This is a genomic window from Salinimicrobium sp. WS361 (assembly GCF_050750585.1).
GTDB lineage: Bacteria > Bacteroidota > Bacteroidia > Flavobacteriales > Flavobacteriaceae > Salinimicrobium.
This window is the reverse complement of sequence record NZ_JBOJLM010000002.1, coordinates 134,959-149,808: the sequence shown is the minus strand read 5'-3', so window position 1 is coordinate 149,808 and position 14,850 is coordinate 134,959. Positions and strand designations below refer to the sequence as shown.

At 40.5% G+C, this 14,850-nt stretch carries 14 protein-coding genes; 7 read left to right on the top strand and 7 right to left on the bottom strand.

Translation table 11 applies throughout. The features are described from left to right. Positions 1–2: 2 nt before the first annotated feature. Genes ACQ93I_RS02595 through ACQ93I_RS02585 form a run of 3 tightly spaced genes read right to left on the bottom strand, consistent with a single transcriptional unit; the run spans position 3 to position 2,576 of the window. A complete protein-coding gene (locus ACQ93I_RS02595; protein ID WP_431697016.1) occupies positions 3–503 on the bottom strand; it encodes a DUF4296 domain-containing protein in 501 nt (166 codons plus the stop codon). Between the two features lies 1 nt (position 504). After that, positions 505–1,845 carry a dihydroorotase gene (locus tag ACQ93I_RS02590; RefSeq protein ID WP_431697015.1) on the bottom strand — a complete coding sequence of 447 codons (1,341 nt, stop codon included), beginning with the start codon at positions 1,843–1,845 and terminating at the stop codon, positions 505–507. After that, the gene (locus ACQ93I_RS02585; protein WP_266068339.1) at positions 1,845–2,576 is read right to left on the bottom strand and encodes a polyprenol monophosphomannose synthase; all 732 of its coding nucleotides are present in this window, start codon (positions 2,574–2,576) and stop codon (positions 1,845–1,847) included. The genes ACQ93I_RS02590 and ACQ93I_RS02585 overlap by 1 nt, the downstream gene beginning before the upstream one ends. A gap of 101 nt (positions 2,577–2,677) precedes the next feature. Between ACQ93I_RS02585 and ACQ93I_RS02580 the strand changes: the two genes are divergently transcribed. Together ACQ93I_RS02580 and ACQ93I_RS02575 are read left to right on the top strand one after the other, a co-directional pair. Next, positions 2,678–3,346, top strand: a complete 669-nt coding sequence (locus tag ACQ93I_RS02580) for a DUF4271 domain-containing protein (protein WP_431697014.1) — start codon at positions 2,678–2,680, stop codon at positions 3,344–3,346. Positions 3,347–3,357: 11 nt separating this feature from the next. Beyond that, positions 3,358–4,110, top strand: coding sequence for a uroporphyrinogen-III synthase (locus ACQ93I_RS02575; RefSeq protein WP_266068336.1), 753 nt, complete (start codon positions 3,358–3,360; stop codon positions 4,108–4,110). A gap of 66 nt (positions 4,111–4,176) precedes the next feature. Here ACQ93I_RS02575 and pckA read toward each other — a convergent pair whose 3' ends face one another. Both pckA and ACQ93I_RS02565 read right to left on the bottom strand, forming a co-directional pair. Continuing rightward, the gene (gene pckA, locus ACQ93I_RS02570) at positions 4,177–5,778 is read right to left on the bottom strand and encodes a phosphoenolpyruvate carboxykinase (ATP) (protein ID WP_431697013.1); all 1,602 of its coding nucleotides are present in this window, start codon (positions 5,776–5,778) and stop codon (positions 4,177–4,179) included. 78 nt (positions 5,779–5,856) lie between these two features. Further along, the gene (locus ACQ93I_RS02565; protein ID WP_423820017.1) at positions 5,857–6,246 is read right to left on the bottom strand and encodes a DUF423 domain-containing protein; all 390 of its coding nucleotides are present in this window, start codon (positions 6,244–6,246) and stop codon (positions 5,857–5,859) included. A 79-nt stretch (positions 6,247–6,325) separates the two neighbouring features. Here ACQ93I_RS02565 and ACQ93I_RS02560 point away from each other — a divergent pair, with 79 nt between their 5' ends. From ACQ93I_RS02560 to ACQ93I_RS02550, 3 genes are all read left to right on the top strand, one after another. After that, a complete protein-coding gene (locus tag ACQ93I_RS02560; RefSeq protein WP_431697012.1) occupies positions 6,326–7,699 on the top strand; it encodes a saccharopine dehydrogenase family protein in 1,374 nt (457 codons plus the stop codon). A 212-nt stretch (positions 7,700–7,911) separates the two neighbouring features. After that, positions 7,912–8,106 carry a hypothetical protein gene (locus ACQ93I_RS02555; protein WP_431697011.1) on the top strand — a complete coding sequence of 65 codons (195 nt, stop codon included), beginning with the start codon at positions 7,912–7,914 and terminating at the stop codon, positions 8,104–8,106. An 87-nt stretch (positions 8,107–8,193) separates the two neighbouring features. Further along, the gene (locus ACQ93I_RS02550) at positions 8,194–8,706 is read left to right on the top strand and encodes a ferritin (RefSeq protein ID WP_266068331.1); all 513 of its coding nucleotides are present in this window, start codon (positions 8,194–8,196) and stop codon (positions 8,704–8,706) included. Between the two features lie 72 nt (positions 8,707–8,778). Here the strand turns inward: ACQ93I_RS02550 and ACQ93I_RS02545 are convergent, their stop codons facing one another. Both ACQ93I_RS02545 and ACQ93I_RS02540 read right to left on the bottom strand, forming a co-directional pair. Continuing rightward, positions 8,779–9,471: a zinc metallopeptidase gene (locus ACQ93I_RS02545; protein ID WP_431697010.1), complete on the bottom strand. Its 693-nt coding sequence runs from the start codon at positions 9,469–9,471 to the stop codon at positions 8,779–8,781. A 114-nt stretch (positions 9,472–9,585) separates the two neighbouring features. Next, positions 9,586–12,594 (bottom strand): leucine--tRNA ligase, encoded by a 3,009-nt coding sequence (locus tag ACQ93I_RS02540; protein WP_431697009.1) that lies wholly within the window; start codon positions 12,592–12,594, stop codon positions 9,586–9,588. Positions 12,595–12,745: 151 nt separating this feature from the next. On the opposite strand from ACQ93I_RS02540, the gene ACQ93I_RS02535 reads away from it, so the two are divergent. After that, on the top strand, positions 12,746–13,624 hold the full coding sequence (locus ACQ93I_RS02535; protein ID WP_431697008.1) for a cell division protein FtsX: 879 nt from the start codon (positions 12,746–12,748) through the stop codon (positions 13,622–13,624). 217 nt (positions 13,625–13,841) lie between these two features. Further along, positions 13,842–14,216 carry a GxxExxY protein gene (locus tag ACQ93I_RS02530; RefSeq protein WP_431697007.1) on the top strand — a complete coding sequence of 125 codons (375 nt, stop codon included), beginning with the start codon at positions 13,842–13,844 and terminating at the stop codon, positions 14,214–14,216. The last annotated feature ends 634 nt before the right edge of the window (positions 14,217–14,850 follow it).

Genomic DNA, 14,850 nt, shown 5'->3' with positions numbered 1-14,850 from the left:
TTCTACTGTTGATCTCTGCCTCTTGAAACAGGCATGGAAAATCCCCGATCAACACGAAGAGGCCCGGTAGTGTCCCTTCTTAACTCCCGCCGGTTCAAAGTATCTAAAGTATTACTTTCAGAATTTTCTCTAAGAGAATCCTTTATTTTTTCCTCCATTTCCCTAATGGAATCATACTCGGCCATTAAGAGTTCAAGATTTTCCTTTACACTCTCATATATCCCTTCGTACTGCTTATAGTTCTGTGCATAGTACTCATTGCTTTGCGCCAGCTGGGTACTGTCTATCCCATATTTTTTCGTAAGATAAGGGTATGGATTTATACCTTTTTCTTCCAAAAGTGTTTTGTTGTAGCTCCTGGCACCGTGCAGCAGGGAAAGCTCTGTGAGCACCTCCACCATCTTATCTTCAGCAATGAGATTATCTGGCTTTGGAGTACGGTTGAGTTCCTGGCAGGAAACCAGCATTAAAAAGACCACTAAAATTGTGAAGATCTTCCTCATGCTACCGGTCAAATTTTAATCTTTCTGCTTGGACAAAAGGAGTGAAATTGAAATTTTTGTACACTAAATTTCCATTGACAAAGGTGTGAGTCACCCGCGATTTAAAAGTAGTACCTTCAAAGGGAGACCAGCCACATTTATACAGCGTATTTCCAGGCTGTACAGCCCATGGAGCATTGAGATCAACAAGTACAAGATCGGCCTTGTAACCCTCTCTTATAAACCCTCTTTTTTCAATATCAAAAAGAATAGCGGGGTTATGGCACATTTTCTCTACAATTTTCTCCAGTGAAATTTTACCCTGATGATACATCTGCAACATTGCAGGAAGAGCGTGTTGCACTAATGGGCCGCCACTTGGAGCCTTGGTGTACACGTTTTTCTTTTCCTCGCGGGTATGCGGTGCATGGTCTGTCGCGATGACATCTATCTTGTCTTCAATCAACCCTTTTAAGAGAGCTTCCTGATCTTTTTGTGTCTTTACAGCAGGGTTCCATTTTATGAAAGTTCCCTTTTTCTCGTAATCCCCATCATTAAACCAAAGGTGATGCACACAGACTTCGGCAGTGATCATTTTATCTTTAAGCGGCTTTTTACTGTCGAACAACTTGAGTTCTTTTGCCGTAGAAAGATGGAAAACGTGTAATCTCGCCCCGGTTTTTTTGGCTAAAGCAACAGCTTTTGATGAAGAAATATAACAGGCTTCTTCACTGCGAATTTTAGGATGCAGCTCTACCGGGATATCATCTCCATACTCCTCGGTATATTTTTGTAGATTCTCCTGAATGGTTTTTTCATCTTCACAGTGCGCTGCGATGAGCACAGGAGATTCTTTGAAGATGTTCTCCAGCACTTTTTCATCGTCCACCAACATATTCCCTGTAGAGGAGCCCAGAAAAAGTTTGAGGGCCGGCACTGTTTTTGGGTCTATTTTCTTGATCTCCTCAAGATTATCATTAGTACCTCCAAACATGAAGGCGTAATTGGCGTAAGAGGTAGCCTCTGCCAGTTTATATTTTTCTTCAAGAAGTTCTATAGTGGTGGTTTGCGGCTGGGTATTGGGCATTTCTATGAAAGAAGTAATACCACCTGCCACAGCAGCTTTTGAGCCTGTTTCAATTGTTTCTTTATGGGTAAGCCCCGGCTCCCTGAAATGCACCTGATCATCAATAACCCCCGGCATAAGGTAATTGCCTTCGGCATCGACGATAGTAAGGTTAGGAGATTTGGCACTTATACTTGAAGCGATCTCTTTAATAATTCCATCTTCAATAAAAACATCTCCTTCAACGATAGCACCTTCATTGACAATTTTTGCATTCTTAATTAGTACCTTCTTCATTATATTGTCATCTTATTAAACAGACTGTTTATTTTCATTTTTATCACTCCAAAAACAGCTTCCCATATAATTGAACCACTCATTTTTGATGTTCCGCGGGTTCTGTCGGTAAAAACTACCGGCACTTCCACGATATTGAACTTTGCCAGGTAAGCTTTGAATTTCATTTCAATTTGAAAAGCATAGCCCACAAATTTAATTTTGTCAAGGTGAATCCTCTCAAGCACTTCTCTATCATAGCAAACAAAACCTGCCGTGGTATCTTCTACAGGCATTGCTGTTATGAAGCGTACATATTTTGAGGCCAGCCACGATAAAAGCACCCTGCTCATGGGCCAGTTTACCACATTAACCCCGGTTTTATACCGGGAGCCAATCGCTACCTGGGCTCCACCCCGCTTACAGGCATTATAGAGGCGTATCAAATCGTTGGGATTGTGGGAAAAATCGGCATCCATTTGAAAGATGTACTTATAATCCCGTTCCAAAACCCATTCAAAACCTTTGATATACGCCGTACCCAAACCAGATTTCCCTTCCCTTTCAATCAGGAATAACCGATTCTCATAGACCGATTGCAGAGACCTGACTATTCTGGAGGTTTGATCGGGAGAATTATCATCCACCACCAAAACATGAAAATCGCGCTGAAGAGAAAAGACATTTTTAATGATCTTTTCAATATTTTCTTTTTCGTTGTAGGTGGGTATTATAACAATCCCATCTGGCATAAAATTCTTTTGGACAAATGTAACTATTTTTAAAGTTTAGGATGGTTTTTTAAAACTTCTTTTAATCGTATTAATCCTACCTTTGTAGAAAATTCTCCTGCTTGGAAGTAATAGAAAGACATGTGGTTTCTCAAGACTGGATCACCCTCCTACTCTTACTGGTATTGGTACTGCTGGTGGTGGCCAGGTATGCGTTCACTCAAAGGTTTGCCCACTTTAGCATGCTTTTCGCTACAGATAAGTACCTTCTTTTAAAGGGAAAAGACCCCAATCTTTTTCATCCATTTAACGTACTTCTTTTTGTTGTGAATGTGGTCTCGGCAGGCCTGTTTATCTTTATTTACTACCTCACTTTTTCCGATTCTTACCCCGAGAGGCCAATGGTAACCTTCTTAAGGATAATTACTGCATATACGACTTTTGTGCTGCTCAAGTTTTCCCTGGAAAAGATTCTGGCAGATGTAGTTTCGGTCAATGATAAAATGAACTACTACCTGTTCTACAAACTTAGTTACCGCAATTTCATGGCCTTAATATTACTCCCTGTTTCTATATTTTTTATATATACATGGGAACCAACAAGGCTGGTACTCTACATTTTGCTGGGACTCATTTTACTTATGAATTTGATTACCCTGCTCAGCATTTTTATCAAAAACCGACAGTACATTGCGACCCATTGGTTTTATTTTATTTTGTATCTTTGCGCTCTTGAAATTGGACCCTATTATATTTTATATAAGCTGGTTACCAAGTTCCAGGGTGAATAAAAAATATGTATATGAAAGTGAAAACAATTCTGGTATCTCAACCAGAGCCGAAGGTTGAAAATTCTCCTTATTTTGATCTTGAAGAAAAACAAAAAGTAAAAATAGATTTTATCCCGTTTATCCACGTTGAGGGCGTTTCTTCCAAGGATGTAAGACAGCAAAAGGTAGACCTTTCAAATTATACAGCAATTATCCTTACCAGTCGTAATTCTGTTGACCATTTCTTTAGAATTGCTGAAGAGATGCGATTTAAAGTGCCCGATACTTTAAAATACTTTTGCCAGAGCGAAGCCGTTGCTTATTACCTACAGAAGTACGTAGTTTACCGCAAGCGGAAAATTTACGTGGGGAAAAGGACTTTTGCTGAACTTTCTCCCCTTATTAAGAAGTACAAAAACGAAAAATTCCTCCTGCCATCTTCAGATATGCTGAAGCCAGATGTGCCAAAAACCCTGAATAAGCTTGGGGTGGATTGGAAAAAAGCTGTTTTCTACAAAACCGTTGTGAGTGATCTTTCTCACCTTAGGGAAGTATTTTATGATATCCTGGTGTTCTTTAGCCCCAGCGGAATAAAATCCCTATTTGAGAATTTTCCCGATTTTAAACAAAATGACACCAAAATTGCTGTTTTTGGAAACACTACGGTAAAGGCTGCAAAAGACCACGGACTGGTTGTGAACATTCAGGCGCCAACGCCCGAAACACCTTCCATGACCATGGCTCTTGAAAAGTACATCAAGGAACAAAATAAAAAGGCTCATTAGATCCTGAAAAATTGGAAATAAAAAAACCGGCAGTTGCCGGTTTTTTTATGTATTTCTATGTAATTCTTAAGATACTTTAGGAGCACCTGAAAGTATTTCTTCATTAGCCTGCGCCTGGAATTCTTCAAAATTCTTTTGAAAAGATTCGGCAAGTTGATTTGCCTTTCGGTCATAAGCTTCTTTATCTTTCCAGGTATTTCGTGGATTGAGAACTTCAGAAGGTACGTTCTCACATTCCACCGGCATCTGCAAACCAAAAACCGGATGCTCAATGTATTCTACGTTCTCAAGCTTTCCTTCAAGTGCCGAAGAGATCATCTCCCTGGTATAGCGCAACTTCATTCTTGAACCTACTCCGTAAGGCCCGCCAGTCCAGCCGGTGTTTACCAGCCACACATTTGTATTGTTCTCTTTCATCTTTGCACTCAGCATTTCAGCATAACGCGTGGGGTGTAACGGCATAAAAGGCGCACCAAAACAAGCAGAGAAGCTTGGAATAGGTTCATCTACACCTGCTTCGGTACCTGCTACCTTTGCAGTGTACCCGCTTATAAAGTGATAGGCTGCCTGCCCCGGAGTAAGCTTGCTTATTGGAGGCAAAACACCAAAAGCATCGGCTGTGAGAAAAAAGATATTTTTTGGATTTTCACCAATAGAAGGCTCCTGAATATTGTCAATATGATCAATTGGGTAACTCACCCTGGTGTTCTGGGTAATTTCGGTATTTTCAAAGTCTACCTCTCCATTTTCATCCAGAATGACATTTTCGAGAATAGCTCCTTTTTTAATAGCCCTGAATATGTCCGGTTCATTCTCTTCGGTGAGGTTGATGACTTTTGCATAGCAGCCACCTTCAAAATTAAAGACCCGGTTCTCTTTGGTCCAGCCATGCTCGTCATCTCCAATAAGCCTTCTTTCAGGATCGGCAGAAAGCGTGGTTTTCCCGGTTCCCGAAAGGCCGAAGAAAATTGCCGTATCTCCTTCTTCTCCCACATTCGCAGAACAGTGCATGGGTAGAGTGTTTTTATCAATTGGCAGTATGAAATTGAGGGCCGAAAAAATACCCTTTTTAATTTCACCCGTGTACCCTGTTCCTCCAATGAGTGCGATCTTTTTTGTAAAGTTCAATATGGCAAAATTGTGCTGCCGGGTTCCATCCACTTCAGGATCGGCCATAAAACCGGGAGCATTTAATACCAGCCAGTCTTCCTTGAAATCATCCAGTTCACTTTCCTCAGGACGTAAGAACATGTTATAGGCAAAGAGGTTTGACCACGGATATTCATTTACTACTCTAATATTCAGCCTGTAATCTTCATCAGCACAGGCGTATGAGTCTCTCGCAAAGACTTCTTTTCCAGAAAGATAATCGGCTACCTTATTGTAAAGGGCATCAAATTTATCAGGATCAAAGGGAATATTTATATTTCCCCACCAAACCCTGTCTTTGGTAATGTCATCTTCAACAATAAACCTGTCTTTGGGCGATCTTCCTGTAAATTCCCCAGTGTTTACTGCCAAAGCCCCAGACGAAGCTTCTACCCCCTGACCTTTTTCAATAGTAATGTCATGTAGGTCTTTTGGAGAAAGTTGATAGTGAACTTCTGCATCATTAATACCATACTGTTCTAGCGCAATCGTTTTCGTAAGTCGTTTTTTAGCCAACATAAAAAGTTTAGTTGAGTGGTTTGTTTAGGTCAACAAAAGTAGAAAAACTTGTAAAGAATCAGCTGAGGCTAAATTCTTTTATTTCTTTTTTAACTTAAAGAAGCTGATTAGCAACACAATCCATGCAATAATCATCAAAGAACCACCAATGGGAGTTATGAGGGCAATAGTCCTGAAATCAAAAGAAGTGAGGCTGTTAGTAGCCAAAAGATAAATAGAACCTGAAAAAAAGCAAACCCCAAAAAGTGTTAAGTAGAAGCAAATTCTTTTAACTTTTTCTGGCGCTATTGGTAACCCTCCCAGGATAAGAAGAAATAAAGCGCTGTACATCTGATATTTAACTCCGGTTTCAAAGGTCTGAATACTCTCCAGAGAAAGAAGTGATTTTAACCCATGAGCGGCAAAAGCCCCAAGTATAATAGCTATAACTCCAAACAATGCTCCTGTGATCAATAATCTCCTGTTCATAGTATAATTTTAAAAGACGCTCTCAATTAATTACATTCGTTATCCAAACAATTAACAAACATACTCAAAGTTTAGCCTTATGCGCAAGATTCTTATCATAGGTGCAGGAAAATCTACCTCTGTCCTCATTGAATATTTACTAAAAAAATCGGAACCCGAAGATCTTCAGATTATCATAGGAGACCTCGAAGTTGAAAATGCTCAAAAGTTAGCCGGAGACCATCCCAGGGCAAAAGCCACCCAACTCGACATTTTCAAGAGAGAGGAAAGAGAGAAAGCTGTTCAAAATGCCGATATCGTGATCTCCATGCTCCCGGCCCGTTTTCATATTGAAGTGGCTAAAGACTGCCTAGCTTATGGAAAGAACATGGTTACTGCTTCTTACATAAGCGAAGAGATGCAGCAGCTGGATGATGCTGTTAAAGACAAGAGGCTCGTCTTTATGAATGAAATTGGCGTAGACCCGGGTATTGACCACATGAGTGCTATGCAGGTTATTGACCGCATAAGAGAACAGGGAGGGAAAATGCTGCTTTTTGAATCTTTTACCGGCGGACTCGTAGCGCCCGAAAGTGACACGAACCTCTGGAACTACAAGTTCACCTGGAACCCGCGCAATGTTGTAGTGGCAGGACAGGGCGGAGTGGCAAAGTTCCTGCAGGAGGGAAAGTTCAAGTACATACCTTATAACCGCCTTTTTAGAAGAACCGAATTTCTCGAGGTAAAAGACTACGGAAAATTTGAAGTCTATGCCAACCGCAATTCCTTAAAGTACAAAAGCATCTATGGACTGGATGAAATCCTTACGCTTTACCGCGGAACCATTCGCCGCGTTGGTTTCAGCCGGGCCTGGAATATGTTTGTACAACTGGGCATGACAGACGACAGTTACACTATGGAGAATTCCGAAGAAATGAGCTACCGCGATTTTGTAAATTCTTTTCTCCCCTACTCACCAACAGATTCTGTGGAATTAAAATTCAGGCATAACCTGAAGATCGATCAGGACGATATTATGTGGGACAAGCTTCTGGAACTCGATATCTTCAACCCTGACAAAAAAGTTGGTTTAAAAAACGCTACCCCGGCAGAGATCCTTCAGAAGATATTAACCGAAAAATGGTCTCTTTCACCAGAGGATAAGGACATGATCGTTATGTACCACAAATTTGGGTACGAGATTAATGGTGAACAAAGGCAAATTGATGCCACCATGGTAAATATTGGGCAAGATCAAACCCGAACTGCCATGGCACGAACCGTTGGTTTACCTGTAGCCATTGCCGCTTTAAAAATCCTCAACGGAACAATATCAACTCCAGGCGTGCAACTACCCATCACTAAAGAGGTGTATGACCCAATTCTAAAGGAACTGGCCGAAAACGGAATTACCTTTAGGGAAGAAGAACATTCATACCTGGGATATAATCCTTTTGGCGAGGTAGGAAATTGAAGATAAATGCTTTGTAATTGATCTTTATCAGGTTTCTGGAGTTTTAGCTATGTTTATTTGGAACAATTCTGAATAAGATATACATTTGCTACCGAATGAACCTGCTGTACAAATCATATTACTTTACCTCTTACCAATGCGATCGCAGTCGTTGCTTTTACATCGACTTCGGCCACAAACAGGTAAAGTTTAGTTTTTGCCAACTCCTGGCGATGAGGCAAAAGGTAAAGCGCATCGATATTTCTTCTCACTTCGATAAGGATCTTAACTACAACGGGATTGAAATTATTACCCTGTGTAACCGCGAACATTTGTTTGTGTTTGACACCTTACAGGTCATTGATCTAAAAGAGCTTCTAAGATCTACTTTTGGCATCCTGGAATTAAATTCCCTGGTGAGCCACTAGGCTGTCTTTGAATTTAGATCAAGTATAAATTCGGCTTCTGTCTCAAAAAGCCCTTTTCTTTTCGTATTTTTAAAAAAAAGAATAGATATGAAAGATATAGTAAGGCAAAAAATAGGAATTAATGTAGATGTGATGGACCTGCTGAATGAGCAGATCTCCAAAGAGGCACATTCAGCGGCAATTTATCTTGCCATGGCCTCCTGGTGTGATCACAACGGACTAACAAATAGTGCCGAATTCTTTTACAAACAATCGGCCGAAGAACGGGAGCACATGCTCAAAATCTTCAAATTCATCAATGATAACGGTGGGACGGCTTACTCCCCTGAAGTAAGTAACATCAATCACGAATATAGCTCCCTCCAGGAGATCTTTGAAACCGCACTGGATCAGGAAATCGAAATTTCAAAATCTATACACAACATAGTCAGCAAATGCCGTAAGGTACAGGATTATGGATCGGAGAACTTCCTGCAATGGTTTGTTCAGGAACAAATGGAAGAAGAAAACCAGTTCCGCAGAATTTTAGAAATGTTCGATCTTATGGGCACAGATGGTATTGCACTTAAGTTTATCGATGAACGAATTAAGCACGATTAAGTAATACCAGCATTACTCAAAACAAAAAAAGGACGCCCGCAGCGTCCTTTTTTATTTTATTATTTCTCCTGATTAATCTCTTCCCAAATAAATGCTCAAAAAGTACAGCAAGGTTGCCAGGGAACCAATTGCTGCTACTACATAAGTACGGGCGGCCCATTTAAGAGAATCTTCAGCAGCTTTGTGCTCCTGTGAATTCAGCATGTTTCCTGTTTCCAGCCACACTAACGCTCTCTTACTTGCGTCATATTCTACCGGCAGCGTGATAAAACTGAACAGCGTTCCCATTGCATAGAGAATAATCCCCACCAATAGCACCGTTTGGCCTATACCGACAGATACCATAGTCATTAAGATCAATCCACCAAAGATGGCCCACTGCGAGAACTGTGAGGCAACCTGTACCACAGGTACAAGTTTACTTCTCATTTGCAGCCAGCTATAAGATTTTGCGTGCTGTATTGCATGGCCGCACTCATGTGCCGCTACTGCAGCCGCCGCTGCGTTACGCTGCGTATAAACCGCTTCACTAAGGTTAACTGTCTTTTTTGACGGATTGTAATGATCTGTCAATTGTCCCGGTGTAGAAATTACTCTTACATCGGTTATTCCATTATCGCGAAGCATTTTTTCGGCAATCTCCCGGCCACTCATGCCGTTTTGAAGATGTACCTTGGAGTAATGCTTAAATTTGCTTTTTAACTTGTTACTCACATAAAGACTCACTACAAAGATGAGTCCGGCGATGATATAATATCCCATCATAGTTTTAAAGGTTATTTTGTTGAAGCTTTATAACAAAAAGCCGGCCAATTTATTTTTGGAAGCAAAATGTGAACTTTTGTCGCATCCCGCTGCTGCTACGGCTTAAAAAAGAATCTAACCTACTATATTCACAATTTTACCGGGCACTACAATTACCTTTTTTGGCACCCTGCCATCCAGCTGTTGTTGTGTTTTTTCGTGAGCCAGCACCGTCTTCTCAATTTCGTCTTTACTCATATCGAGGGGCAGTTCAAGGGTGAAGCGCATCTTCCCGTTGAAAGAAATTGGATATTCTTTTGTGCTTTCTACCAGGAATTTCTCTTCGTAAACAGGATAAGCTGCCGTAGTGACCGATGTGTCATGCCCCAGTTTTTCCCATAGTTCTTCGGAAATATGCGGCGCATAAGGCGCAATAAGAATAGCCAGCGGCTCCAATACCTCTCTAAAATGGCATTTTTGAGCCGACAGTTCATTGACGCATATCATAAATGTACTCACCGAAGTATTAAAGCTGAAATTCTCGATATCCCCGGTTACCTTTTTAATGGTCTTATGAAGCGTCTTAAGTGAATCGGCTGAAGCCTTCCCGTCACTCACAGAAAAATTGTTATCCTGATCGTGATAAAGGTTCCAGAGTTTCTTTAGAAAGTTATGCACTCCGGTAATGCCGGCGGTATTCCATGGTTTTGCCTGTTCCAGCGGACCAAGGAACATCTCGTACATCCTTAGCGTATCGGCTCCGTAATCCTCACAAATATCATCTGGGTTGACAACATTGTATTTGGATTTTGACATTTTCTCTACCTCATGGGAGCAAATAAATTCGTCATCTCCAAAGGATAATACAAACTGATACATTGGATCTTCCCTAAGCTTTTCAAAATTAATTTTTAAAGTAATTGGATCAACAGAAGAATAGGGAAATCTTCTATTTGGATTAAATGAGTAACCGTTCACTCCTAAATCAGATTTGGAAGACAATATTTCTGGCAGTTGTTTTTGTTTAGCCTGTCTCTTCTGGATTAGATTTAAAGTTTTTTCTCTTACCTCATCAAAAGGTATTTCATCATCATTTTTAGATAATACTATAACATTTAGATCAATCTCTGTTTCAGAATTCCTAATGAATGGATAGGAAGTGTGCTTTTCCACTAATGACTGCTTTAAGGTTAAAGAATAATCATATGCAGAATGGAAAACTGAAGTCCCAAGGATCATCCCCTGATTGATCAGCTTTTTAAAAGGCTCTTCCACCGTCAAATAACCTCTGTCCTTCAAAAATTTTGTCCAGAATCGCGAATATAATAAATGACCTGTGGCGTGTTCACTTCCTCCAATGTACAGGTCGACATTTTCCCAGTATTCTAGAGCTTCTTCTGAAGCAAATCGCTCTTCATTTTGAGGATCCATATACCTGAATAAATACCAGGAACTACCTGCCCAGCCGGGCATGGTGTTCAATTCAAGAGGAAAAACAGTTTTGTGATCGATCTTTGAATTCTCTACCACTTCATTCTTTTCTGTGTCCCACGCCCAGTCTGTAGCGTTTCCTAAAGGCGGCTCCCCGGTTTCCGTCGGTAGATATTTCTCTACTTCGGGAAGACGTAGCGGCAAATGCTCTTTTTCTATCATCTGCGGAAGCCCCTCCACATAATAAACCGGAAATGGCTCACCCCAGTATCTTTGTCGGCTAAACACCGCATCTCTGAGTCGGTAATTAGTTTTTCCTTTTCCCTGCCCAATCTTTTCCAGCTCTAAAATGGCTTTTTGAAGGGCTGCTTTGTATTCGAGTCCGTCAAGGAAATCTGAATTTGCGATCACAGTGCCTTCCTTGCCGGAATAAGCTTCTTCAGATATATCCACATTCTCAAAAATATTCCTGATTGGCAGATCAAAATGTTTGGCAAACTCGTAATCTCGTTGATCGCCACATGGCACCGCCATAACGGCTCCTGTTCCATAACCGGCCAACACATAATCTCCAATCCAGATTGGCACCGGCTCCTTTGTAAAAGGATGCTCGGCATAGGCCCCTGTAAAAACACCGCTAATGGTCTTTACATCGGCCATTCTTTCCCGCTCACTGCGCTTAGCCGTTGCCTGTACATAAGCTTCAACTTCGGATTTATGCTCGGGAATAGTGATCTTCTCCACCAGTTCGTGCTCGGGAGCAAGGGTCATGAATGTGACTCCAAATATTGTATCGGGTCTTGTGGTAAATACCGGAACCTTGAACTCTGAACCTTGAACTTTGAATTCCACAAGAGCCCCCACGGATTTCCCAATCCAGTTCCGCTGACTCTCCTTTAAACTTTCTGTCCAGTCTAGCTCGTTTAGCCCCTGCAGCAGTCGCTCGGCAAAAGCTGAAATACGCATGCTCCACTGGGTCATTTTCTTCCTGATCACCGGGTAGCCTCCCCTTTCGGAAACGCCATTCACGATCTCGTCATTTGCGAGCACAGTCCCCAATTGCGGGCACCAGTTCACTTCGGTTTCAGCAAGATACGTCAGCCTGTACTTCAGCAATTGCTTTTGTTTTTCTTCCGAAGAGAAATTATTCCATTGTGTTACAGTAAACTGCTCTACATCATCATCACAGGCCGCATTTACACCGCTATTCCCTTCCGCAGCAAAGATCTCTTCCAGTTCACTTATAGGGCGGGCTTTTTCAGATTCAAAATCATACCAGGAATCAAAGAGCTGAATAAAGATCCACTGTGTCCATTTGTAATAATCTGGCTCGCTGGTGCGTACCTCCCGGCTCCAGTCAAAGGAGAAACCTATCTGGTCAAGCTGTTCGCGATAGCGATTTATATTAGCCTCTGTAGTAAGGGCAGGGTGTTGTCCTGTTTGTATGGCATACTGCTCTGCAGGCAAACCAAAACTGTCATATCCCTGTGGGTGCAGCACATTAAACCCCTTGTGCCTCTTATAGCGGGCATAGATATCACTGGCAATATAACCCAGCGGGTGCCCAACGTGCAGCCCTGCCCCCGAAGGATACGGAAACATATCGAGCACGTAATATTTAGGTTTTTCAGAATTATTCTCAGCCTTGAAAGTCTGGTTCTTTGCCCAGTACTCCTGCCATTTTTTTTCAATTTGGTTGAAGTTGTACCTCATTTTACAGATTCAGCGTCACGTTATTACATTCCCGGAAACCTTCAGGGAAGGGCAAAAATACGGTTAATGTACGAAAGTGAAAAGTTTGGGCGTTTTAAAGAAAGGGATTGATTTACTTTCTTATTTTTACACAAATTTACGCAGCCGCCCTATGAGTTCATCTTTTGAAAAATATCAAAAAAGACGTCTTATTTCCTCTTATTTTTCGGTCGTGATCAGTATCGCGCTGGTCCTGTTTTTACTTGGGTTACTGGGGCTTTTAGTGCTCAACACCAAAAAAATAGCCGATCATTTCAAGGAGCAGATCGCTTTGACCATTTACCTTAAAGACACCGCGAAGGAAGTGGAGATCACCCAGCTTAACAAGACCATTGCCCTCGCCGAATACACAAAGTCTACCACTTATGTGACTAAAGAGGAAGCAGCCGAAGCTCACAGCAAAGAAATTGGAGAAGATTTTATGGAGTTTTTGGGTTATAACCCACTACAAAATTCTATTGACCTATACTTCAAAGCCGATTATATTACCTCGGGCGAAATAGACCAAATTGCCGAAGAGTTAACTGCAAAGAATTTTGTAGATGAAGTGGTTTATGATAAACCTCTTATCTCCCTCCTCAACGAGAATGTTACAAAAATCAGTTTTTGGGTGCTTGCCATTAGCGCGATTTTCACCTTTATCGCCGTGCTTTTGATCAACAGCTCCATAAGGCTTTCGGTATATTCAAAAAGGTTTATTATCAAGACCATGCAAATGGTAGGTGCTACAAAAAGGTTTATTAGAAAACCATTTATTCTGAAGAGCGTAAAACTGGGCATGATAGGCGCACTTATTGCACTAATAGGTATGGCCATAGTACTTTACTATATGAACAAGAGCTTTCCTGAACTTGAACTGCTAAGCGATACAAGCATTTTGGCTGCTCTTTTCTTCGGAATCTTTCTAATGGGAGCAGTGATAACCTGGCTTAGCACCTTTTTTGCCACCCAGCGCTTCCTGAATTTAAAAACTGACGAATTGTATTATTAGTGAGTTATAGATAATTTATAGAAGATCTCACTCCCGTTACAACACCTGTTTTTAAACAAGTAAGTCGTGCCATAAAATAGCCACAGATGCACAGATGGTCTATGGGAATATCCTAAAGAAATATAAACTCACATGTGTTCTTTTTGTTGTGCACATTGATATGTGCTTCAGAAAGAAAAATGTATTAGTTAGAGAACCACAAATACATGGATAAGTTATGGGTGATTTTCTGTATAAAGACCTGACATACGAACTTCTCGGAGTTCTTTTTGACGTGCATAACGAACTAGGCGGTGGCTTTCTTGAGGTAGTTTATTCAGATGCAATAGAATACGAACTGAAGATGAGAAATATTCCTTATGAAAGGGAAAAGAAGTTTCAGGTTCACTATAAAGACACTATACTACCCCATCATTTTAATGCAGATTTCGTAGTCTTTGGAAAGATAATTTTGGAATTAAAATCTGCTTCGCATTTGCACGAATCGCATATGGCGCAATGCCTTAACTACTTAAAGATTTCTAAACTTCGGTTAGCCATCTTAGCCAATTTTGAAGGTGATAAATTAATACATCATAGAATTATACTTTAAAAGAAAAAGAAGTGACAGCAACAAAAAAAGAGTGGAATGCGTTATCACTCCACAATATCTTTTAAAAATATCTGTGCATCTGTGGCGAAAATTTCAAAAAAAAACTTTTTAAAGGCCACGAATACACTAATAAAAGTTGAAAATTCACTGTAAGAAGATCTCTTTGAATTCAAGAAACTTCTGCTATCAAAAGAAACCGCCGCCACTCAAAAAAATATTTAGGTTGGCTTATTTTAAAAATATCTGTGCATCTGTGGCAAAAAAATTAGAAGAAACTCTTTGAAAATACCATGAATACACTGATAAAATTGGAAATTCAATGTACAAAGATCAAATGAAATTCTGCCGTTCAAAAAGAAATCTAACCACTCCAGAAAATATTTAGATTGGCAGAGTATCTCTAAAAAATATCTGTGCATCTGTGGCAAAAAAATTAGAAGAAACTCTTTGAAAATACCATGAATACACTGATGAAATTGGAAATTCAATGTACAAAGATCAAATGAAATTCTGCCGTTCAAAAAGAAATCTAACCACTCCAGAAAATATTTAGACTGGCAGAGTATCTCTAAAAAATATCTGTGCATCTGTGGCAAAAAAACTAGAAGAACGTCTTAATATCAATAAACAATCT